At 42.9% G+C, this 21872-nt stretch carries 20 protein-coding genes; 10 read left to right on the top strand and 10 right to left on the bottom strand.

Features of this window, described 5'->3' with window-relative positions:
* Positions 1-53: 53 nt before the first annotated feature.
* The 5 genes from ACEN9X_RS04015 to ACEN9X_RS03995 form a co-directional block, all read right to left on the bottom strand.
* Positions 54-3146, bottom strand: a complete 3093-nt coding sequence (locus tag ACEN9X_RS04015; protein ID WP_413669190.1) for an efflux RND transporter permease subunit — start codon at positions 3144-3146, stop codon at positions 54-56.
* A gap of 158 nt (positions 3147-3304) precedes the next feature.
* Positions 3305-4234, bottom strand: a complete 930-nt coding sequence (locus ACEN9X_RS04010; RefSeq protein WP_413669189.1) for an efflux RND transporter periplasmic adaptor subunit — start codon at positions 4232-4234, stop codon at positions 3305-3307.
* A gap of 1 nt (position 4235) precedes the next feature.
* The gene (locus ACEN9X_RS04005) at positions 4236-5483 is read right to left on the bottom strand and encodes a TolC family protein (protein ID WP_413669188.1); all 1248 of its coding nucleotides are present in this window, start codon (positions 5481-5483) and stop codon (positions 4236-4238) included.
* A gap of 78 nt (positions 5484-5561) precedes the next feature.
* Positions 5562-6809, bottom strand: coding sequence for a sensor histidine kinase (locus ACEN9X_RS04000; RefSeq protein ID WP_413669187.1), 1248 nt, complete (start codon positions 6807-6809; stop codon positions 5562-5564).
* Positions 6809-7486, bottom strand: a complete 678-nt coding sequence (locus ACEN9X_RS03995; protein WP_413669186.1) for a response regulator transcription factor — start codon at positions 7484-7486, stop codon at positions 6809-6811. The genes ACEN9X_RS04000 and ACEN9X_RS03995 overlap by 1 nt, the downstream gene beginning before the upstream one ends.
* A gap of 156 nt (positions 7487-7642) precedes the next feature.
* Between ACEN9X_RS03995 and ACEN9X_RS03990 the strand changes: the two genes are divergently transcribed.
* Entirely contained in the window at positions 7643-8056 is a 414-nt protein-coding gene (locus ACEN9X_RS03990) for an EamA family transporter (protein ID WP_091217818.1), read from the top strand.
* Positions 8057-8203: 147 nt separating this feature from the next.
* Positions 8204-10687: a TonB-dependent receptor domain-containing protein gene (locus ACEN9X_RS03985; protein ID WP_413669185.1), complete on the top strand. Its 2484-nt coding sequence runs from the start codon at positions 8204-8206 to the stop codon at positions 10685-10687.
* Between the two features lie 123 nt (positions 10688-10810).
* Here the strand turns inward: ACEN9X_RS03985 and ACEN9X_RS03980 are convergent, their stop codons facing one another.
* Positions 10811-11458 carry a DUF47 domain-containing protein gene (locus ACEN9X_RS03980; RefSeq protein ID WP_413669184.1) on the bottom strand — a complete coding sequence of 216 codons (648 nt, stop codon included), beginning with the start codon at positions 11456-11458 and terminating at the stop codon, positions 10811-10813.
* Between the two features lie 291 nt (positions 11459-11749).
* Between ACEN9X_RS03980 and ACEN9X_RS03975 the strand changes: the two genes are divergently transcribed.
* The 7 genes from ACEN9X_RS03975 (at position 11750) to ACEN9X_RS03945 (ending at position 17783) form a co-directional block, all read left to right on the top strand.
* On the top strand, positions 11750-11956 hold the full coding sequence (locus ACEN9X_RS03975; protein ID WP_413669183.1) for a hypothetical protein: 207 nt from the start codon (positions 11750-11752) through the stop codon (positions 11954-11956).
* A gap of 118 nt (positions 11957-12074) precedes the next feature.
* Entirely contained in the window at positions 12075-12314 is a 240-nt protein-coding gene (locus tag ACEN9X_RS03970) for a hypothetical protein (protein WP_413669182.1), read from the top strand.
* Positions 12315-12319: 5 nt separating this feature from the next.
* Positions 12320-12547 carry a hypothetical protein gene (locus ACEN9X_RS03965; protein WP_413669181.1) on the top strand — a complete coding sequence of 76 codons (228 nt, stop codon included), beginning with the start codon at positions 12320-12322 and terminating at the stop codon, positions 12545-12547.
* Positions 12548-12869: 322 nt separating this feature from the next.
* On the top strand, positions 12870-13385 hold the full coding sequence (locus ACEN9X_RS03960) for a DUF2911 domain-containing protein (RefSeq protein ID WP_091217799.1): 516 nt from the start codon (positions 12870-12872) through the stop codon (positions 13383-13385).
* A 134-nt stretch (positions 13386-13519) separates the two neighbouring features.
* Entirely contained in the window at positions 13520-14611 is a 1092-nt protein-coding gene (locus tag ACEN9X_RS03955; protein WP_413669180.1) for a DUF3810 domain-containing protein, read from the top strand.
* A 450-nt stretch (positions 14612-15061) separates the two neighbouring features.
* Complete coding sequence (locus ACEN9X_RS03950; protein WP_413669179.1) at positions 15062-17269, top strand: penicillin acylase family protein; 2208 nt, start codon at positions 15062-15064, stop codon at positions 17267-17269.
* Between the two features lie 25 nt (positions 17270-17294).
* On the top strand, positions 17295-17783 hold the full coding sequence (locus ACEN9X_RS03945) for a hypothetical protein (protein WP_413669178.1): 489 nt from the start codon (positions 17295-17297) through the stop codon (positions 17781-17783).
* 48 nt (positions 17784-17831) lie between these two features.
* Here the strand turns inward: ACEN9X_RS03945 and ACEN9X_RS03940 are convergent, their stop codons facing one another.
* From ACEN9X_RS03940 to ACEN9X_RS03930, 3 genes are all read right to left on the bottom strand, one after another.
* Positions 17832-18677, bottom strand: a complete 846-nt coding sequence (locus ACEN9X_RS03940) for a ThuA domain-containing protein (protein ID WP_413669177.1) — start codon at positions 18675-18677, stop codon at positions 17832-17834.
* 429 nt (positions 18678-19106) lie between these two features.
* The gene (locus tag ACEN9X_RS03935; protein WP_114936820.1) at positions 19107-19481 is read right to left on the bottom strand and encodes a DUF3037 domain-containing protein; all 375 of its coding nucleotides are present in this window, start codon (positions 19479-19481) and stop codon (positions 19107-19109) included.
* Positions 19468-20265, bottom strand: coding sequence for a HipA family kinase (locus ACEN9X_RS03930; protein WP_413669176.1), 798 nt, complete (start codon positions 20263-20265; stop codon positions 19468-19470). Before ACEN9X_RS03930 ends, ACEN9X_RS03935 begins: the two co-directional genes overlap by 14 nt.
* Positions 20266-20993: 728 nt before the next feature.
* On the opposite strand from ACEN9X_RS03930, the gene ACEN9X_RS03925 reads away from it, so the two are divergent.
* Positions 20994-21491: a DinB family protein gene (locus ACEN9X_RS03925; protein ID WP_413669175.1), complete on the top strand. Its 498-nt coding sequence runs from the start codon at positions 20994-20996 to the stop codon at positions 21489-21491.
* Positions 21492-21573: 82 nt separating this feature from the next.
* Here ACEN9X_RS03925 and ACEN9X_RS03920 read toward each other — a convergent pair whose 3' ends face one another.
* A complete protein-coding gene (locus tag ACEN9X_RS03920; RefSeq protein WP_090528232.1) occupies positions 21574-21780 on the bottom strand; it encodes a hypothetical protein in 207 nt (68 codons plus the stop codon).
* Between the last annotated feature and the right edge of the window lie 92 nt (positions 21781-21872).

Genomic DNA, 21872 nt, shown 5'->3' with positions numbered 1-21872 from the left:
TCGGGATTGTTTATTGCCATGAAATTAAGTCCCGAATCTGTAAAAATGCTGTGTTAACCGTTGTGGCTTTCATTAATTTCATTCAAGTGGGTGCTGAACCCTTTGCGGTACAATATACGGAGCATTGCCGGTAAAACAATAAGTAATAATGGCAATGCCGCTAAAAAACCACCAATAACTGCTATGGCCAATGGCTGGTGCAACTGAGCGCCTGCGCCTATACCTAAAGCAAGCGGCATCAGTGCTATAATTGCGCCTAAAGCGGTCATTAGTTTGGGTCTTAAACGGGTACTGATGGCAAAAGTTATAGCCTCATCAATGTTTTTATTTTCATTTTCGATGGCACTTTCCTTAAACTGCAGGAAGGTGAAAATAGCATTTTCGCCAATGATGCCCACAATCATGATCAACCCGGTGTAGCTGCCTACGTTAAGCGGCGTGCCGGTAATAAATAAAGCCAGGAAGCTGCCGCTGATACCCAGAATACCGATCACCAAAATAAGCAAGGCTATCCTGAATTGCCTGAACAGGAATAATATCACCCCGAAAACAAGCAAACAAGCAGTTATCAGAATGATTAGCAATTCTTTAAATGATTGCTGCTGTTGGGCATAAGCACCGCCATATTCAACATGGTAGCCGGTTGGCAGGTTTACATTATTATGTATGGTTTTCTGAATTGCGGTTATTACGGTACCCAGATCGCTGCCTTCAAGTCTTGCGCTTACCACATTCATGCTTTGCAGGTTTTCGCGGTTTATCTCGGCATCGCCGGGCCTTAATTCAACCGAAGCAAGTTCTGTTATAGGAATAAGCTTGCCATTTGGTAAAAATATGTGCAGGTTATGAATGTCATTAACATTGAGCGAGCGGTTACCGGGGTAAACCATACGGATAGGGGAAAGCTGCTCCTTTTCCAATAAGCTGCCAATTACATTGCCTTCCAAAGCTGTCTGGATTTGCATTTGCAAATCGGCGGCGGTAATTCCATACTGTGCAATCTTGCTGTAGTGAGGTTGGATACTTACTGTAGGGCCGGCTATAATGATGCCCGGCAGTACATCGGCAGCACCTTTTACCTTTTCAACCAGTCCGGCTATTTGTCTCGACAGGCTTTGGAGGGTTTGCTGATTATCGCCAAAAACTTTAATCTCAATAGGCTCGGCCGATGTGGTTAAGTCACCAAGCATGTCTGATATCACCTGGCCGAATTCTACCTCCAGCGCGGGCTGAGTTTCCTCAACAATTTTGCGCAGGTCGCTTATTACTTCTTCAGTGCTTTTAGTCCTGTCTTTTTTTAGTTGGATGAGGTAATCGCCGCTATTGGGTTCCGTAATGAAAAAGCCCATTTGGGTGCCGGTTCGGCGTGAGTAAGCAGTTACATCGGGATGTTTTACGATCAGCTTTTCTATTTGCTTTAACATGCGGTCGGTTTCTTCCAGTGAAGTTCCGGGAGGCGATTTATAATCGAGCACAATGGCACCTTCGTCCATATCGGGCAGGAACCCTGTTTCAAGCAAAGGTGGTACAATCACAATTACTGCTGCCAATGCGGCAATGATAATGAGGCTTACATATGGGCGCAGGATAAAAAAGCTTACCCATTTTTGGCGCTTTACTGTGTGTACCTCTTCTTTTTCCGTCTTTGCCGCCGCGTTTAATTTAGGCTTAGGGGTAACGAGCAAATAAATTACCGGCAAACCGATCCACGTTACAAAGAACGAAGACAACAGGGTAATGATCATGGTATCGGTTAAAACCTTGAAGTATGCTCCCGCAACTCCAGTCATCAGCACAAAAGGAATAAAGATTACAATAGTGCTGATAGATGAACCCACCATGGCCGGGAAAAGGTAGTCAATAGCTTTCCTAACCAGGTGGCTGCTCAGTTCATCCGGGTGTTCTTCGTGTACACGGTGGATCTGCTCAACTACTACAATGGCATCGTCAATAATTAAACCAATGGAGGCTGCTATGGCACCCAGGGTCATGATATTGAAGGTATAACCAAGCCAGTACAATATGAGCAAGGTAAGCCCGAGTGTAACAGGGATAGTAATCAATATGGTGATGCTTGCCTTAAATGACCTTAAAAAAATTACTGCAACAATAATGGCCAGCAGCAAACCTATCCAAAGGCTGTCGCTTACGCTTTTTACCGAATCATTCACAAAATCGGCTTGTATATAGTACGGCCTGATACTTACCCCTTTGGGAAGCAATTTTTTTAATGCGTCAACCTTATCGGCCATGTCATTACTAACAGATATAAGATTGGCGTTGGGTTGCTTTATTACCGCTATTAATACTCCATCGTGCCCATTAGCATTGATGCGGGTGTATTCGATTCCTTCGTTTACCCGGATGCTTGCAAAATCTTTGAGGCGCACTATCCGTTTACGGTTATTGCTGATGACCAATTGTTCCAGTTGATCTTTGGCGTTGATGGTGGCATCGGTAACGGTAAGATACATGCGCTTATAATCAGACAGATAGCCCTCTGATTTTACGAAATTGGTAGTAGCAAGTGTGGTGCTGATAATATCAGGTGTTAGCCCCAACGAGGTCATTTTTTGCTGATCGAGCGTGAGCCAGTATTCTTTTAGTTTACCGCCAATCACCCTGATCTCTGATACCCCGTCAACCTGCGATAAAAATGGTTTTACTGTATAAGTAGCCAATTGCCTTAATTCGATAGGCGACAGGTTATGGCTCTCTAAAGTATAACCGCTTACCGGCAAAATGGACGGGTTCATTTTGGCTACGCTGATATTTACATCAGCAGGCAAATCGTTTTTGATCTGGTCAATACTTGATTGGATGCGCTGCTGGCTCAGGTCAATATCAGCGTTCCAATTAAACAGGGCCGAAATTTCGCAGCTGCCGCGGCTTGTGGTGCTGCGTACCAGTTGCAGGTCGGGCACTTGTTTAATGGCATTCTCTAACGGTTTAGTAACCGTTACCATCATTTTGTTTACCGGCTGCAGGCCCTCATCGGCAATGATCTTTATTTTAGGAAATGTAATTTCAGGGAATAGTGAAGTTTGCAGTTTTGAATAGGCAAACAGCCCGCCCATAATAAACAGGGCCAGCACCAGGCCTAACGGCTTGCGATGGGTTATAAAATAATTTTTGCGCTGATTCATAGTATAAAACCCCACCCAACCCTCCCCAAAGGGGAGGGCTTTTGAAATGTCTCTCTGATTGTGGGATATTCAGTGAGATTTTATTTAAATCCCGATCTCGTTTGTACTATACGTGAAACGACAATAAAGTCTCCTCTTTAGGGGAGATTTAGAGGGGCTTACTCTACAATTTTCACTTTAGCCGTATCTGCCAGCCCATAATTGCCGGTGACCACTATTTTATCATTCGCCGAAAATTTTGGCGTTAAAATTTCTATCCGGTCACCCGTTTCAATACCTTTTGTCACTGATGTTCTTACTGCAGTTGTTGGGTTGATCAGCTTCATTACCCAAAACTCGGTTTGGGTTTCGTTGCTCAATACGGCTGATTTGGGCAGCGATATCGTATGCGGCCTTATGGATTTAATGATGCGGGCCTTAGCTACTAAATTTTCGGGAATTGGATTAGCGCTGTTTACTTTAAGTACAATGCCCTGGGTTTGGGAAAGTGAATCAACAGCGGGCATTGATGAGCTTACCTGCGCAGTCAATTTTTCGCCGCCGGGAAGTGTGAGCTGTACATCCTGGTTGTTTTTTACATAGCTGCGCAGCTCATAGGGCAACTGCATCACAAATACAAAGCTCGAGCGGTCGCTGATCACGGCAAGCTGCTCGCCATCCTGCACATAATCTCCCTGCTGGTGGTTTAGTTGCGTAACATAGCCATTGCCGGCGGCTTTTATTTTATTAATTCCCGAAAACTTAAATGTGGTGTCCAACACATTGATGCTGTTGCCAATGCTTTGCGCCTCTTTTGTTTTTATGCTGAATAAAAACTCGCCTTTATTTACATAATGCCCGGGCAGGATGTTTACCTTTTGTATATACCCGTTAGCATTGGCCTTAACAATATTTTTTTGCTGAAAAACGGATGTTGCACTCAGGTCAATATAATCAACCATGGCGCTGTCGGCAATGGCGGTTACGGTTACAGGCGTTTGAGCGGCCGAACCTGCATCGCCCGCATCATCCGCAGGCTGAGTATTGCCTTTACAGCTATATAGCAGCGTTAACAGGCCGGCAGCAAGGTATATGTGTTTAAATTTCATATTATTTATTCCAGTAATTGAGCTGATTAATAAGTTGCAGCTTATTAATATTGGTTTGCGTTTTAAGGTTTTTTATGGTAAGATAGTTGTTAATGGCCAGCACCAGGTCGGCTACACGTACATCGCCGGTTTGCAACAGTTGGGTGTCAACTTTTACGAGGCTTTCGGTGTATTTCATTTGTTCATCTATCTGCGCTAACAGCTTTTCCGAGCCATCTATCTGCTGGTTTAGCTGTGCAATCTGCTGGCGGTATTGTGTGTCAAAAAACGCTTTATAGCTGCGGCGGGTATCTTCTTCTAAAGAGAGCTTACGGTACTGGATCTTACGCTGACCGCCATCATACAACGGTAACGTAAAACTAAAGCCGATACTGGCACCGAAATTTTTATAGGCAGGCCCGCTCAGGAAATCAGAATTGTAACCACCATCTGCCAACAGATTGATCTTGGGTTTATAACTGAAATCAACCAATGCCCTACTGTTTACCAGTTTAAGGCTATCCGTTTTATACTGGCTAAAAAAAATGCTGTTGCTGATATCTGCCCGGATAGTTTTTTGGATGCCGGGATCCTGTAGTTCGATGTAACTGGTATCGGCAATGCCGGTTAAATAGTTAAGTGTAGTATAGTCATTTTTATATTGCAGCCTTGCCTGCGACAAAGTTAATTGCTGTTGCTTAAGGGTAACCAAAAAAGTAAGGTAATCACTTTGGCGATAAACATTGGTACGGGTTAGTTTTTTAAGCAGCTCTTCTTCGCGGTTAAGCAGGGTGATAACTTCCTGGTTAAATTTTACCTGCTGCAGGCTGCCAAAAGCGGCGATATATTGAGCGGTGACTGCCTTTTTCAAATCCTGCTCGGATATTTTAGCGGTATTGAGTACCGATTGTGATTGCAGCTTCACCGCATCTATTTGTGCAGCGATATTTTTTTTACTATCCAGCGATTGATTGATGCCCAATAGTGCGTTGAGTGTATGCTCGTTGGTTATAGCAGGAGCATAACCATAACCGCCTGAAACAGGGGCGTAAAGGCCGCCGCTGGTAGCATTTACCTGTGGCCGGTAACCCGCCCTGATCCGGAGACTATCCAACTGGCCTGAGGCTACCTGGTTTTGCAGGTCCTTTAACAGCGGACTGTTGTTTTTGGCAAGCTCCAAATAATGTTCAAGATTGTAGGTTTGTGCCTGTGTAACAGCACTAAGCAGGCAAAATAAAAAGCCGAAAACCCATTTTATCCGGATGGTCAAAATAATATATGTTGTGTTAAATAATAGCTAAGCTACAGGATAATTCTGGAAAAATTTGGTACGGGGAGTGTAACAAATTTAAAAGTTAACGGTAAAGCAATGGTATGGCGCTTCGTAGCTGTAAACCAACTGATAGCCTAAACTTTCGCAGATCTGTTTAGAGATGGTGAGCCCCAGGCCGCTGCCTTCAGATGTGGATGCTTTATGAAAGCGGGTAAAGATATTTTCGGGATTAAGGGCTACCTGCTCACCGGTGTTTTTGATCGTTAAACTTTCGGCAGTGAGGTTGATGATGATCTCTCCACCGGCACGGTTATGGCGAACCGAATTGATAATGAGGTTGTTTAATAATATTTCAATGAGATAATTACTGGCCTCAATTTCCTTTTCGCTAAGCGATGAAATAACAGTTATCTCCTTATCGCCAAAAATATCTTCCAATTGGTATAACAGCTCGTCTATTAGTTCCTGCAAATCCAGGTGCTGACGGTCGTTCAATAATTTATTTTCGATTTTGACCAGCAATAATAGCGACTGATTAAGCCTGCTCAGACGTGATACTGCGCTGTAAAGGTCATTCAGCAATTTGCTTTGATGCTCGCTGAAGTTTTCTGTCTGGATCAGGGTATCCAATTTGGAATTGATGACTGCAATGGGGGTAAGCAACTCATGCGATGCGTTTTCGGTAAAGGTTTTAAGGTCTTTATAGTCCTTTTTTACCCTTTCGGCCATAGCCGTTACTTCGGCCTGGAGCTCGTTAAATTCATCGATGGGGGTATTGGACATTGGCATTTCCCGGTTATCGGTAACATTGAATAGTTTTAACTCGCTTAAAATGCTATAAAAAGGCTGCCAAAGCCTGCCCAATATCAGGCGGTTTGTAATTACCAGTACCAGTAGTAACAATAGTATAACGCCGATAGTGATACCGAAGATGATCTGGATAAGGTCTTCTGTTTCTACTTTTGATTCAACTATCAGGATTTTATAATACCTGCCACCAACTGTTACCGAAGTGATTAACCCCCTGCCAGATTCGGCCTCATCTTTTTCGCGGTAATAGGTAGTATTGAAAAACTCACGTTTAACAGAGTTTGGTTCGGCCGAAAAGAAGGTGATCTGCTGGTCTTTTGATTCAAAAACCTGCGGGAGATGGTGGTTGAGCTTTACGTAATCAAAAATCTCATGCTCCTCAACCTCCAGTGAATTGTCTTTTTGATTGGTAAGGATCAGGCTGATAGCCTGGTAATAAATAGCGCCTGTTATCAGCATGATAACAATAGTAGCAATTAAATTAACCCGGTTATACCTTTCCGAAAGCTTCATTACTGATCGGCAAATTTGTAGCCCATTCCATAGGCCGCATAAATATAGTCCTTACCGCCGGCTTCCATTATTTTTTTGCGGATGTTTTTGATGTGTGAATAAATAAAATCGAAATTATTGGCCATGTCAATACCATCGCCCCATAAATGTTCGGCAATAGCATTTTTTGAAATCACTTTGCCTTTGTTGGAGATGAAATAGATGAGCAGGGCAAACTCCTTACGGGTAAACTTCACTGGCGTGCCGTTTACTGCTACCGTTTTAGCCATCAGATCGATACTGAGCTCATTGAAGTTAAGTACATTGCTGCCGTTAAACATTTTACGCCTGATGATGGCTGAAACCCTTGCCTTAAGCTCAGATAGGTGGAAGGGTTTTACCAAATAATCATCTGCCCCCAGATCAAGGCCCTGCAGGCGGTCATCCAATGAGTTTTTGGCCGAAATGATGAGCACACCATCCGTATAATTATTGTTTTTAAGTACTTTTAATATATCTATACCATTGCCGCCGGGCAGGGTAATATCCAGCAGGATGCAGTCATACCTGTACAGTTCAACCTTGGCAAGGGCAGTAGTATAACTGGCCGCGGTTTCACAGATATTGCCGGCTTCGGCAAAGTATTCTTCAATGCTTTCGCGCAGGCCTTCTTCGTCTTCAATGATCAGTAATTTCAAATCTTTTTTAGGTAAAGTTAGATTGTGAATTTGTACGGATTCTGGATTTTTTGGTTAGCAGGTAGGGCCACGAAAAACTACTCACAGATTTTATACAGAATACGTAAGCAAATTCGTACTTCACTTGTTGCAAGTTAAATACAAAATCTGATCATTATGTGGTGGATATACGCATTACTTTCGGCACTGTTTGCGGCGCTTACCGCTATTTTTGCCAAAATAGGTATAAAAGGAGTTGATACCGATCTGGCTACGGCTATTCGCACCGTGGTCATCCTGATACTGGCCTGGGGCATAGCATTATTTAAAGGAACACATGGCGGTATCAACAGTCTCACTAAAACCAACTGGACTTTCCTCATCTTGTCTGGCTGCGCTACCGGACTTTCATGGATCTGTTATTTTCGCGCCCTGCAATTGGGTAAAGTAAGCCAGGTGGCACCGGTTGATAAACTGAGTGTTGCTTTAGCCATTGCGCTCTCTGTTATTTTCCTGGGCGAACCTCTAACCCTTAAAAACGCCATAGGCGCTTTGCTTATTATCGGAGGCACAATTGTGCTGATTTTTTAGTTTGTTTTGTAACGCGCTCATATACAATGTAACAAGCATGTATACATTGCAAAATCATATTGTAACAAATACACTTCAATACCATTTAATTCAGATTTAATCCAATCTTTCTTATAAAATTTGTGGTTCAAATACCCGCAATATATAATGAAGTCTGTTTTTTTGATATTATTTTCTTTTGTTTTTATAACCGCCTTACACGCCCAAACAACCCCGGGAGCAAAGGGGAAAATTACAGGTAAAGTTACCGATGCCACCACAAAGCAACCGGTTGATTACGCCACAGTATCTGTATTTAAACAAGGTGCTACATCGCCGTTTAATGGTATCAGCACCGACCCTAAAGGAAATTTTTCTATTAACAATATCCCTGCAGGGGAATATAAAATAACCGCCGAATTTTTAGGCTACCAAAAGGCCACTATCGAACATGTGATAGTTAAGGACGGCACAATATCATTGGGCGAAATCAAACTGGCTCCGGTTGCCAATGAACTAAAAGGGGTAACCATAACCGCCAAAGTGCCTACCGTTGAAAACCGGATTGATAAAATGGTTTACAACCCTCAAAATGATTTAAGTGCGCAGGGTGGAGTGGCTATTGATGTGTTAAAGAAAGTACCACAGATCACCGTTGATATTGACGGCAATGTGGAGCTGCAGGGCAATGCTAATATTCGTTTCCTGATCAATGGCAAACCCTCAAGCATTTTCGGCGCCAGCCTTGCCGATGCTTTGGCCAGTATCCCGGCCAGCCAGATCAAAAGTATTGAAGTGATCACCAGTCCCGGCGCAAAGTATGATGCTGCAGGTACGGGTGGTATTGTGAACATTATTTTAAAAGATAGCAAGGTGCAGGGTGTTAATGGCAGTGTTAACCTATCGGCAGGTACCCGCCGCGAAAACGGTTCATTTAACTTGAATGCCCGTAAAGGCAATTTTGGTGTGAACGCTTTTTTCAGCGGTAACGCCCAGATCAACACTAACGCCCCCAATACCCGTAACCGTGTGTCTACTGATTCGGCCAATAATAAAACTACCTTGTTCCAGCAGGGAAGTAATAATTTTAAACGTAATGGTTACGAATCGGGGATCAATTTTTCGTGGGATATTACTCCTAAAGATCAGCTGACCGCCGGTGTGGGTTTTAACCACTTCGGCAACCATGGCAACGGTATTACCAATCAGGATCAAAACGAGGTTGACGCAGCAGGTAACCCGGTATCTGATATCAGAAGTATCCGCAACTCAAGCAGCAAATTCAATGGTACTTCAACCGATGTGAGCCTGAATTATAAAAAGAATTTCGCTAAGGAAGGGCAGGAGCTTGATGTATTATACTCATCAAGTTTTGGCCGCAACTCGTTCAGCTCATTCCAACGTCAGGATTATGACTCGGGCATAACTTCATCAGGCATCTCTAACAATAATCCCGGTAAGGATAGAGAAACTGATATCTCTGTTGATTATACCCAGCCTGTAAGCAAAAACTTTACACTTGAAACCGGTGGCAAGCTTGTATTCAACCATATCAACAATAATGTAGTAACAGATACCCTTTTTGGAGGTAATACCTTTGTGCCCAACCCGGGCCAGACCTATGGTTTTACTTACGACCGTAAAGTGTATGCCTATTACCTGTCTGCATCAACATCGGTATTTAATAAATTTTTGGATGTGAAAGCCGGTTTAAGAGATGAATATACCACCACTACAGCCGACTTTCAGGGGGTAAATATCCCGTCTTATAATATCCTTGCGCCATCATTGGTTTTCTCTCATAAGTTTGGGAACGGCGGCGAATCACTTAAATTAAGCTACACCCGCCGCATCCAGCGCCCTGATTACGGTGACCTGAACCCGTTCCTTAACATCAGCGACCCGCATAACATCAGCACTGGTAACCCCAACCTGAAGCCCGAAAAAGGGGATAATTTTGAGTTAGGTTATAACAAATCATTTGACAAGGGCGCCAATATCAATGTTGCGGCATTCTATCGCCGTAATACCGATGATATTCAGCAGTTCACCACTTTTTATTCTACATACGATGTAAACGGCACTACCTATACCGATGTATCATTGAACCAGCGTTATAATATAGGTTCGGAAGAGCGGATAGGCATCAACATTTATGCATCGGTGCCGGTAACCGACAAGCTGAGCCTGCGTACCAACATGATATTTAGTGATAGAAGGAGTACAAATCCGGGCTTTGCCAATGTAAGCGCTTTTGCTTACCGCCTTAACCTCAACGCGCAATACAATTTTGGCCATGATTTAAGTGCCGAGTTTTTTGGTAACTATAATTCATCACAAAAAGGTATTCAGGGTACCAACCCCAAGTTTGTGTTTTACAACTTTGCCATGCGCAAAATGTTCATGAATAAAAAGGCAAGCATTGGTCTTACGGCTACCAACCCTTTCGCAAAGTATGTTAGCCAAAGTTCATCAACATTTGGCAGCAATTTTTACCAAACTAACGTGAGGCTGGTGCCGGTACAATCGTTCGGTATAAGCCTGAGCTATAAGTTTGGAAAGCTTGAGTTTAAGAAAGACAGGGAAAAGGATAAAAATAACGAGCAGGATAATGGCGGCGATAACGGCCCGCAATCTGAAAAAGGAAAGTAACCTCAGCCCACCCTCTCCAAAGGAGAGGGCTTTATAATAAACGGCATTAACAAAAAAGCGATGAGTTATCATCGCTTTTTTTGTTAATAAAAGTCCTCTCCTTTGGAGAGGATTTAGGTGAGGTTACCCGTTCTTGATCAAAATACTTTCAATAATCAGGGTTGTATCTTCACAGCTGTCGGTAGCGGTTTCCAGGGCCGCAAAAACATCGGTGTATTTAATTAATTCAATAGGATCTTTTTCGTTATTAAGCAAATCGGCAAAGGCTTTATTGTGAACCGAATCGGCCTGGGCTTCCAGTTTTTTGATGTTGCTGCAAAGCTCAAAAATTTCGGATGATTTGCTAAGATTGTTCATCGCATTAACTGCCTTCTCAAGCTCGGTACTGGTTTTAAGGATCAGTGCCGATAAATCAATCATAGGCTGCGTAATGGCGGGCACGTTGTAAAGGTTTATCCTGCGGGCGGCCATGGTGATTCTGTCGGCTACGTCATCAATTGCCGAAGCCAGGTCGCACATATCCTTACGGTTAAACGGTGATATCAGCATCCTGCCCGATTCTGAAAATACCCTGTGTGTGATCTCGTAGCTTTTAAATTTCAGTTTATCAATATGGGCGAAATTAAACTTTTGCTCATATGAGGTTGGGGCGTTAACGGCTTCGTTCAGCAACCTGGCCATTTCGGTAACATTGGCTACAGCCGAGTTGAACAAATCGTAAAAAACCTGGTTTGAGTTTGGAAATATCGATTTTGAGTTAGTGCTCTTCATTGATCTGTTTTATCAGTCGTGAATTTACAGTAGTTATATTAAGCGGATTTTAAAATATGTCACTATAAATTATTCAGCGGATAAAAGTAACCATTAATATGATGCTAATTGTTAAGTTAATGTTAAGAATGGTTAAGCCAATGTAATAAAACTAAATTGATAAGGGTGTAAGTGGTTGATTTAAAGTGAAAAGAAACCCACTGGTTGAATTAAGAAAATTGTGTAACATTTAAGTTTAATTAAAACAATCCTGCCATCTGCAGTATTGTATTTATATTAGTTAATCCGATTATGAAAGCCGGGGAAAAGCATTATAAATGCATAAACAGTAAAACTGGTTACGCCATTTATTACCATTCGCTGGGCCGTGGGCTCAGCAGTGAAGAAGTGAAGGCCGAATTAGAAAAAATACGTACACGTGTAGCTATTCAAAACGGCATATACCTTGAAACACTTTATTGGGAAGAAATGAAGCAGGATGCGGAGCTGACGCAATAGCTGCCCTGGTTACTGGTGTTTTATATAACTGATTTTAAATGAGTGTTTTATTTGTAAATAAATACTTATAATTAATTGCCTTTATATAACCAGTTTTAACCTGTTATCATTTCCTGTTATGAAAAAAATAGTATTACCGCTGTTGGCGGTATTGTGCTGTTCTGCGCCTGTTTTTTCACAAAATAATCAGCCAGTTATTCCATTAGATACTGTTGTGTCGCGCCTGCAAACGCTATCGGTCGGCAAAGCGATTGAAAAGCTTTCCTGCATTTTGACAGGTCCTATTATAACGCAGGTGATACCCTTTATTTTAATGCATACATTACCCTGGGCGAACAACATGAACTATCAAAACTAAGCGGCATGCTACACGTTGACCTCGTCAGCCCAGCCGATTCTCTCTTGAAATCCATCTCGCTGCAATTGGTTAACGGTTTGGCAACCGGCGATTTTAGTCTTTCAAACATATTACCCGGGGGGACTTATCATATAAGGGCATACACCAGATGGATGTTGAATAACGGAGAGGTTAATTTCTTTGACCATGATGGCAATTTACTTTCAAAAACTTGCTGTATGATGATGGATTGATGAAGCAGGTAATATTGGCCGCGCGGTGTTTACTTACAAAGTGCAGTGATGCCGGCACATAAAAAACCCTGCCATGGTAGGCAGGGTAAAAAAACCACAACAATTGTTTAACCTTTGGGCTATGAATCCCTCCGGTCTATTCCTAACTGCAATATGGTCCTTCAATTAATTAAACAATATAAAATTCAAATGGTTTAATCCTCAGTTGGTTATTTTCAATGTTTTATGTGTTAAAATCACCTGTTGGAGGTATTTAAACGAATAGTTGTTTTTAAATCGAAATTCAATCTATCTTTATATTAAATAAATTATGAGAAATCTTATGAAAAAATCATTTCAGCTTAAGGCAGCGTTCCTGTTTGCTTTTGCGTTATTGGTATCGGTAGCAACTTTTGCGCAAGACAAACCAGCAAGCCCGCGCGATAGCGTTAGCGGCAAAGCTGCAGGTTCAACTATTACTATTAATTATGGCAGCCCATCGGTTAAAGGCCGTAAAATTTGGGGCGGACTTGAAGCTTACGGTAAAGTATGGCGTGCAGGTGCTAATGAAGCCACTACTTTTACAACAACAAAAGATATTAAAGTTGAAGGCAAAGCATTGGCAGCGGGTACTTATGGATTTTTCCTGATCCCAAATGAAAACGGCACCTGGACAGTAATTTTTAACAAAGTAGCTAAGCAGTGGGGTGCGTTTAAATACGACGAGTCAAAAGACGCCCTGCGTGTAGATGTTAAAACCAAAGCAGCGCCAATGCACGAAAGATTAGTTTATACAGTTGATGCAAAAAGCTTTTGCATGTTCTGGGATAAGATCGTAGTGCCTGTTTCTGTAAAGTAAATGATATTCAGCAGCCTTATTTTTCACAATTTTGAAGGCCCCTTGTCCGGGGCCTTTTCTGTTACCCCGGTTTTTATCGCATACCGCAGTTATCTTTTTTACATGCCCCCAAAGCGCTATATTTACCCTGCACAATGGGCTATCAAACCAATAAAAAACCTGTATTAAAAAGGATCATAGCTATAATATTGATGGCATTGGCCATTTTTTTGCTGATGCTATTTGCTAATCATCCCGCCGCTGTTGAACGTTACTATGCCAATGGCTTTTACATTATTGTTTGCCGGGTTTTTCATTCAGTTTTAAACGTATTTCCATTTAGTGTTGGCGATGTTTTGTATGTAGCCGTAGTTGTTTATTTGATTTACGCAGTAATCAGGTTAGTAACCCTGCTGTTTAAAAAGCAATTTCAAAAGGCCGGCCGGTTTTTTTTAGGACTGATTATCGGGGTACAGGCAGGCATATTGGCTTTTTATCTTTTATGGGGGATGAACTATTTCAGGCTGCCGGCCTCCGAGCGGTTTGGACTCAGGGATACAGCTTTTACCACCGCTGATCTTAAAGCCGTAACCTGCATGCTGATTGACAGCGCCAATGCTACCCGTGCACGCCTTACGCCGGGAGATTGGGCGCAGAGTAACACCCATATTTATAATACAGCCCGCCACGCTATTTACACGCTCAGTAAAGATTCTGCCAATTTCAGGGCATATAACCCCGATATTAAACCATCTATACTTACACCCTTATTAAATTACATCGGCACATCGGGTTATTATAATCCTTTTACTTCTGAAGCCCAGGTAAATTACCAGATGCCCGTTTTTAACCGGCCTTTTGTGGTTTGTCATGAAATGTCGCACCAAATGGGGTATGGGGCAGAGGATGAAGCTGACTTTGCCGGTTTTGTCATCGCCGTAAAATCGCACGACAGGTTATTGCGTTATTCGGCCTACCACCTTGCCGTGCAGGAATTCATGTATTCGCTGGGGGCACGAGATACTCTTGCCCATAAAGAGCTTAAAGCAATGATCAGCAAAGAAGTGCGCAGCGATTATATCACCGAGCGAAATTACTGGCTGGCTTACGAAAACAAGCTGGGCGCCGTAAGCAGCATCTTTTACGATAATTTCCTGAAAGCCAATAATCAACCCCAGGGCCTGGAAACTTATAACCGCATGGTGTTACTGGCTATGGCGTGGTACCGAAACCAGTGGGTTCATTAGTAGTTCATAGTTGATGGTTCATAGATCATGGCCGAATTTGAATCTCGTTAGTGATTACCACTAATTGCCATGAACCATTAACTATGAACTATGATCTCCTTCATAAACAAAAAATGCGTTCCGTATCTCACCCCGGAACGCACACAATATCACGTCTCAAATGATATTGAATCAACTAAATCTCAGATATCATATTAAATGCATACCCAAGCTCTTTATATTCGGATACCGGAATGAAATCCGGTACAGAAAAGTCATTAACAATTCGCTATGCCGCTTTGGCAGTATAGAAATAATTACCTCCAAAAAACCGATTGTGAATAGTTGAATAAAAACGGCAGTACGATGTAATTATTATGAATTAATCTCCAAATTTACCTCAAAATCTTTAAAAAGCATCGTTTTCTTCACATTTATATGGATAATTTGTTTAGTAAAATTACTGTTACCATGAAAGTTAATTTAGGCATCGCTTTAATGTTTCTTCCTGCTTTGGTTTTTGCTCAAAAAATTAATCAAAAGGAAATAAAACGGGCGCAAACATTGGCAAAAGCGGTAACTATTATTCGTGACAATTGGGGAGTTCCTCACATTTATGGAAAAACAGATGCTTCGGTTGTTTTTGGGCTGATGTATGCCCAATGCGAGGATAACTTTAAGGGGATCGAACGCAATTATCTTTACCAGTTAGGTAAACAGGCCGAGGTTGATGGCGAAACCAATTTATATACCGATGTGCAGCTGCAGCTGATTGCCGACAGTACCGATGCTATTAAAGATTATCACACAAGTGCACCCTGGTTCAGGAAACTGTTGGATGCCTTTGCCGATGGTGTTAACTACTACCTGTACAAACATCCCGAAGTAAAGCCACAGGTATTTAAACATTTTGAACCCTGGTATGCGTTGATGTTTACCGATGGTAGTGTTGCCGCCACTGAAACCGGAAGCCTCAAATTAAGCGAAACAAAAGACTTTTACAGTGCCGGCCCCGAAAAGCTTGGCGCGGTAACCGGCCAACCTGCAAAAAATATCTATGATATGGTAAATGAGCGCGAAACCGGTTCAAATGGGTTTGCTATATCGCCGTCAAGGTCGGCCTCGGGCCATGCTTTATTATACATTAATCCGCATGTGCCGTTCTATTTTCGCAGTGAGGTTGAGCTGGTAAGCGATGAAGGGCTTAACGCATATGGTGCCGTTACCTGGGGCCAGTTTTTTATTTACCAGGGCTTTAATCAGCATTGTGGCTGGATGCATACCAGTGCCTATGCAGATGTAGCCGATTTGTACGCCGAAAAGGTAAGTAAAAAGGATGGTAAATGGTATTACGAATACGATGGTAAACTACGGCCGGTTACATCCCGCAAACTATCCTTCAAAATAAAGAAGGGCGATGAAACAGAACTGCGTACCATAATAGGTTATTATACGCATCATGGTCCGGTACTTGGTGCAAGGAACGGTAAGTGGCTTGCGCTTAAGGCCAATAATCGCTCGTACAATGCACTAGTTGAGTCATGGCTAATAACCAAGGCCAATAACCTGGCCGAATATAAAAAGGCCATGAGCCTGGTATCAAATGCTACCAACAGCACGGTTTATGCCGATGATAAGGGGAATACCATTTTTTGGTACGGAAACTACATTCCTAAACGTGATCCGAAGTATGACTGGAGCCTGCCTGTCGATGGCAGCACATCAGCTACCGAATGGCAGGGTGTACATAAACTCAGCGAGATCATCACTAATATTAATCCAGCTACGGGTTGGATCCAGAACTGTAATTCAACCCCCTACACCGCTTCGGGCGTATCAAGTCCGGATAGGAACAAGTATCCCGTTTACATGGCGCCCGATGGCGAAAATTACCGGGCAATAACAGCAATCAGGATCCTGAAAGATGCAAGGAACCTTACGCTTGACGGCCTCGTAGCCAAAGGTTATGATCATTATCTCGCTGCTTTCGACGACCTGCTGCCTTCTCTTTTTAAAGCCTATGACGCTGCGCCCGATTCGGTTAAACAAACACTGGACGAACCAATAAAGATGCTGCAGCAATGGGACAGGAATACAGCAATTCATTCAGTAGCGAGTTCGCTTGCTATTGAATGGGGTACATTGATGATGAAAGCCCTGCCGCCACCCCAAACCGACCAGGAGAGTACCTTTATTACCCGTCGCTTTCAAACACTGGTTAAAACCGTAAGCGCGGAGCAGCAATTGACATGGTTAAACGATGTGCTTAAAAATTTGCAAACCCGTTTTGGCACCTGGAAAGTAGAGTGGGGGGATATGAACCGCTATCAACGCCCTGATGATGGCATTACCTTTGATGATAATAAACCGAGTATCCCTGTTGGATTAACCGGTTCTGGCTTTGGGCAACTGCCATCGTTCCAAAGTCGCACGATGAACACTACTAAGCGCTATGGATATTCGGGTAATAGTTTTATCGCTGTTGTGGAATTTGGTACACGGATAAAAGCTAAAAGCATTGTGAATGGTGGCAGTTCTTTTGACCCTGCATCAAAAAATTTTACAGACCAGGAACAGGGTATTATTGATGGTAAATTTAAAGATGTGCTGTTTTATAAAAAAGATGTTTTAAAGCATGCACAGCACACTTATCATCCCGGCGATTATTTTAAACAGTAAAAAAGTATATTTGGTAAGTTAAAAAATGAAGAGAGCCCTATTAATTGCCTTATTGTTGTTTTGCAGTGCAGCCGTGTTTGCCCAAAGCATAACTATTAATGATCTGGCAAATATCTCCAATCTTTCAAACGCCGAAGCTCATAACTATCTTACCCTTGGTAAAAAATTCAAGCGTCAGTATCTCCAGGATATTGACGGCAACAGCATTGAGCACCTAAACAAGGTAGGGCCCGACAATAAGGAAGAAACCATTGTAATAGGCGTTGGCAGCAAGCTCAGCAGCGGGACAATATTGCGTACCGTTACTTACGCCACGTCGACATCGCAGCATATCATTAATTTAATAGGCCAGGCAAAGCACATGGGGCTCATTATGAAGCTTCATGGCTCCGATGCCAAAAATGATATCTATCTTTTCGATAACGACTTTTTTCATATCGTTATATTCCTCAATCATGATAATATCTCCGGCTCTGTTGAGGTGCACCAGAAGGAGTATTTAGGGTTTGATTGAGGAACAAAGATATGCCTATAATTTAATCCCGGTATTAGGGGCGCGACACTACTTTCCTCTCCCCAGCCACAGCAACGAATTGACGATTAGCTTATCCACATCGGCATTTTCAAAGGTTTGGGAAAGCTCCTTATTAGTACCGCCATCATAGTCCATAGCATTATGGCCGATGTTAAAGTATACCATACGGTAGTTTTTGTTTGTCCAGGCTACGGGGTAGTAGCCGCTATGCCAGATCTCGTATTGTTTTGGGCCGGTGCCCAACGGAAAACTTGTTGAATCAACCGCCAGCAGGATATCAATATTGGGATTTTTGCGAAGGTCATGCTCCCAGCGGTACCATTCATTAGGGTTTGTTTTAAAGGTTACCGGTAGACCTTTAGTTACAGGGTGATTGGGATCTTCCACATGTAAAATAGCAGGTGTTGGATGCCAGGTATTGCTTACATATTGGCCAGAACCCAAAAACTCGTTATGGTACCAGTCCCAGTTTTGAGGAAAATCGGATGGGGTAAGTGCAAAGGCCGAAAAGTGGAACCCCATCCAGGCACCACCTTTTTTCATGTATTGTTCAAATGCCGCACGTTGCTCAGGGTTATCGGCTCGGGTATCTAAAAATATCACTACCTGGTATCTGGCCAAAAACTCAGGGTTCATGTTTGCCCAGTTATTGGTGCTATCATAAGTAAAGTTGTACTTTTTAGCCATAGCCGGAAACCAGCGGTTGGCCTCGTGCATAAAACTAATATGCGCAAGATCATTCCGGCCGGTGTAAAAGGCTATTACCTTGAAATTCTTTTTGCTTTGGGCGTTTACATTTACCGCAGTAAAAACAGCCATAACAATGAGAGCTGCAAACAGCATCATCCTGTTAATCATAGTCCGGTTGATCATAATAATCGTGTGTTTATAATTGTGATCATAAAACTAAGCGATTTGGTTTTATGGTGTTAACAAAACGATGTAATGAGAGGTAATGTAGGGGTTGTTAGATGCCGGCGGTAAAAACACCAACCACAAGCCAAATAAATTATGTCATTGCGAGGAGCGGAAATGGCAAAAGCGCTGGAGCGACGTGGTAATCTCGTAGCTATACAGGGCGAACATGAATTGGCTACGAGATTGCCACGCTATCGCTCGCAATGACATATTTTTACCACTACTTTGTTATCTTGCGCTCGTTTGCAACGAGCGCTTAATATGGTTTGGCGATTGTATCGCCCGTTGCGTTACAACCGCAAACCCAGCTACGCACTCGTTAAAAACGAGCGCGAGTTTTTTGCTTTTTCCCCCTTGCCCGTGTCCTCACGGGCAATATGCATATCACAACACCATCTGCTCAAACAATCTGTTCAGCGTAGCCTCTGCATCGGCAGTCATACCCGGGTGTACCTTAGATGCCTGTACCACTGTACTGCGCGTAGCCGTAAGCCAGCGAAAACGTGATGGCTGATCAAGCTGCGCGATTGGCCCTGCATCCTTTTCGCCATTACAAATGCGCTCAAGCGAATTGATATTTTCCTTCAGGCAGTCCAGGTCCAGATCACCGCAGAAAGCGGCCAGCCGTTCATCGTCAGGTTTGAACAGTACTTTTAGAAACTTTTGTTTAGGGCAAAACAGGATAACCCCGATGTTGATAAACTCTTCGCGCTCCACCCTTGGTACAACGCGGATAACGGCGTACTCAAATACCTGCATATAGGGCTTGTTTTGCGGCTGTAACAAATACATCTGAGGCGGCTAATCGGGTTATCAAAAACTCGGCATATATATTTCGCACCTCATCAGGCGTTTCTTCAAAATCTCTGTAGGTGATCCACTCATCGGGAATCAACGCTACAATATCACGGATCTTTTCGGGTGTTAGTATCGCCTTAAATTCGGCGTCAACAATATCCAGTTGGTTAGCCCGTGGCAACAGCACATGATCTTTCACTTGTAAAAACGGACGGGCAGCCATTTCCTGCCAGTTGTTCCATGAGTGATGGAAATACAGTGCAGCGCCGTTATCAATCATCCATAGTTCTTTATGCCATATCAGCATATTGGTATTGCGGGCGGTACGGTCGACATTGGTAAGCAAGCAATCGAACCATACTATTTGCGAAGCCAGTTTGGAATCAACAATAGTAACCGCCGGATCGAAAGTAATGGCGCCCGACAAATAATGCAGCGCCAGGTTAAGCCCAACACTGAATTTAAGCAGGTCCTGGATCTCTTCATCAGCTTCTGAGCGGCCAAAAGCTTCATCAAGATTAGCGAAAACTAATTCGGGCACTTTAAACCCAAGCAAACGGGCAATCTCGCCGCCGATAAGCTCGGCAATAAGGGCTTTTACGCCTTGTCCGGCTCCGCGGAATTTCAGTACATATAAAAATTCGTCATCAGCTTCGGCAATTGCCGGTAATGACCCGCCCTCGCGCAACGGCGTTACGTAACGGATCACGTTAACGGTGCGGAGCTGTGGTGGTGTATAATTCATAGTTTTAATTAAACAAAAGCCAGCGTTAGGGATTGCAGCGGATACCGGCCACGATCGTAATGACCCGATAAATATCGGGACAAGCCCTGCTGGCGTATGAGCGGAAAGCCCGCCCGTTAGCTAACGGGAACGCCCAATTAATTGAGCTTAGGTTTTAATCTACTGACATTCGCCGCTCAATTGCCGCGGTGGCTGTTACTTTTGTCTTGATACAAAAGTAACCAAAAAACGAGTGAAACGAGCTCATGAGTACCTATTAAAACAGAATACTTAACGAATAAATCAAGTCAGCAGAGAGGTTTCTTTGCCGCACAATCTGCTCTCTATGCTCACCGCTGGCCTTTACCCTGCAAGATGGGTAAAACCACGGGCTGCAAACAGTTGCCCTACTCCGTTCGCTCATACCCCTCCCTTCTGCAAATATTTGCTATGCTCCCTCAGCCGCACCACCCACCATCGTTTTACCCATTTTCACCCGAAACTTTTCTGCTGACGGCAAAGCCCCTGTTTTATAACATCATTCGTCTAAAAAAGGGAATCCGATTAATCCTAAAATCCCAAAAATCACGGTTCAGAAAAAAATCGGTGAAATCGGTGTAATCAAAATCAATCGGTGTAATCCCCAAAAAAATCAGCGAAATCATTTTTTTCCAATCAACGGTCCCTGTTGACATAGGGCTGTCATTACCCCGCCGTTACTTTACATCATAAAACAAACAACAACACTTATGGACACTTTGAAATCATTATTGGAAGAGATGGAGCAGGAGGCTCAAACCACCGAAAAAATGCTGAGCCGCATCCCCGACGATAAATACCAATGGAAACCGCATCCTAAAAGCATGACCATTGAACAGCTATCAACCCACATTGCTGAATTACCTACCTGGGTAAGCCTGACCCTACATACCGATGGACTTGACTTTGCCACCGTACCCTATGAACCCAAAAAAGTAAGCGGCACAGCCGATTTAATGAAACTGTTTGAAGATTCATTAGCCGATGGATATTCGAACCTGCAAAAAGCCGACGTTAGTACGTTTGATAAAATATGGACATTACGCAACGGTGAACAGATCCTTAATCAACGTACGAAAGCAGAAGTAATCAGGATGACTTATTGCCAGATTGTGCACCACAGGGCACAGTTAGGAGTTTATTTACGTTTGTTGGATATTCCTATTCCGGGTAGCTATGGCCCAAGTGCAGATGAGCAGGGCTTCTAAAATTGGGGAGTAATAAGATCAGTTTACAATACAAAAGCAAAGCGGGCAAAGGCACGCTTTGCTTTTGTAATTTCTTTTGCACTCAACTGCGGTGCTTTGACAGCTTGCCTGTATTAATTTCTTCAAGGAAGCCATTTTCGTTAATAGCATATCGGGCCTCAGAGGTATCGGTATCTATTTTGTAATTAACGGTCTTTACTTTTTTGTTCCTGATCCTTTTGCCAAAAATGAACATCGGCAAAATGAAAACCGCAAGCAGGACTACAACTTGTAACAGGGTTGTGTACATAACGTCTAACATAAAAATTTAAGTCTGATTGGTACCTATATAACGTTATCCGAAGTGAAATGGTTCACCTTTTTAACTATATTTTATACCAG

The organism is Mucilaginibacter sp. Mucisp86 (assembly GCF_047324315.1).
In the GTDB taxonomy this organism is placed as follows: domain Bacteria; phylum Bacteroidota; class Bacteroidia; order Sphingobacteriales; family Sphingobacteriaceae; genus Mucilaginibacter.
The sequence above is the reverse complement of the archived record's forward strand: the minus strand, read 5'-3'. Positions and strand labels throughout refer to the sequence as shown.

What these genes read in the sequence shown, in the direction of transcription:
- ACEN9X_RS04015 (WP_413669190.1), bottom strand. Translation starts at nt 3,146, where the DNA reads ATGAATCAGCGCAAAAATTATTTTATAACCCATCGCAAGCCGTTAGGC.
- ACEN9X_RS04010 (WP_413669189.1), bottom strand. Translation starts at nt 4,234, where the DNA reads ATGAAATTTAAACACATATACCTTGCTGCCGGCCTGTTAACGCTGCTA.
- ACEN9X_RS04000 (WP_413669187.1), bottom strand. Translation starts at nt 6,809, where the DNA reads ATGAAGCTTTCGGAAAGGTATAACCGGGTTAATTTAATTGCTACTATT.
- ACEN9X_RS03990 (WP_091217818.1), top strand. Translation starts at nt 7,643, where the DNA reads ATGTGGTGGATATACGCATTACTTTCGGCACTGTTTGCGGCGCTTACC.
- ACEN9X_RS03985 (WP_413669185.1), top strand. Translation starts at nt 8,204, where the DNA reads ATGAAGTCTGTTTTTTTGATATTATTTTCTTTTGTTTTTATAACCGCC.
- ACEN9X_RS03980 (WP_413669184.1), bottom strand. Translation starts at nt 11,458, where the DNA reads ATGAAGAGCACTAACTCAAAATCGATATTTCCAAACTCAAACCAGGTT.
- ACEN9X_RS03975 (WP_413669183.1), top strand. Translation starts at nt 11,750, where the DNA reads ATGAAAGCCGGGGAAAAGCATTATAAATGCATAAACAGTAAAACTGGT.
- ACEN9X_RS03970 (WP_413669182.1), top strand. Translation starts at nt 12,075, where the DNA reads ATGAAAAAAATAGTATTACCGCTGTTGGCGGTATTGTGCTGTTCTGCG.
- ACEN9X_RS03965 (WP_413669181.1), top strand. Translation starts at nt 12,320, where the DNA reads ATGCTACACGTTGACCTCGTCAGCCCAGCCGATTCTCTCTTGAAATCC.
- ACEN9X_RS03960 (WP_091217799.1), top strand. Translation starts at nt 12,870, where the DNA reads ATGAAAAAATCATTTCAGCTTAAGGCAGCGTTCCTGTTTGCTTTTGCG.
- ACEN9X_RS03955 (WP_413669180.1), top strand. Translation starts at nt 13,520, where the DNA reads ATGGGCTATCAAACCAATAAAAAACCTGTATTAAAAAGGATCATAGCT.
- ACEN9X_RS03950 (WP_413669179.1), top strand. Translation starts at nt 15,062, where the DNA reads ATGAAAGTTAATTTAGGCATCGCTTTAATGTTTCTTCCTGCTTTGGTT.
- ACEN9X_RS03945 (WP_413669178.1), top strand. Translation starts at nt 17,295, where the DNA reads ATGAAGAGAGCCCTATTAATTGCCTTATTGTTGTTTTGCAGTGCAGCC.
- ACEN9X_RS03940 (WP_413669177.1), bottom strand. Translation starts at nt 18,677, where the DNA reads ATGATCAACCGGACTATGATTAACAGGATGATGCTGTTTGCAGCTCTC.
- ACEN9X_RS03935 (WP_114936820.1), bottom strand. Translation starts at nt 19,481, where the DNA reads ATGCAGGTATTTGAGTACGCCGTTATCCGCGTTGTACCAAGGGTGGAG.
- ACEN9X_RS03930 (WP_413669176.1), bottom strand. Translation starts at nt 20,265, where the DNA reads ATGAATTATACACCACCACAGCTCCGCACCGTTAACGTGATCCGTTAC.
- ACEN9X_RS03925 (WP_413669175.1), top strand. Translation starts at nt 20,994, where the DNA reads ATGGACACTTTGAAATCATTATTGGAAGAGATGGAGCAGGAGGCTCAA.
- ACEN9X_RS03920 (WP_090528232.1), bottom strand. Translation starts at nt 21,780, where the DNA reads ATGTACACAACCCTGTTACAAGTTGTAGTCCTGCTTGCGGTTTTCATT.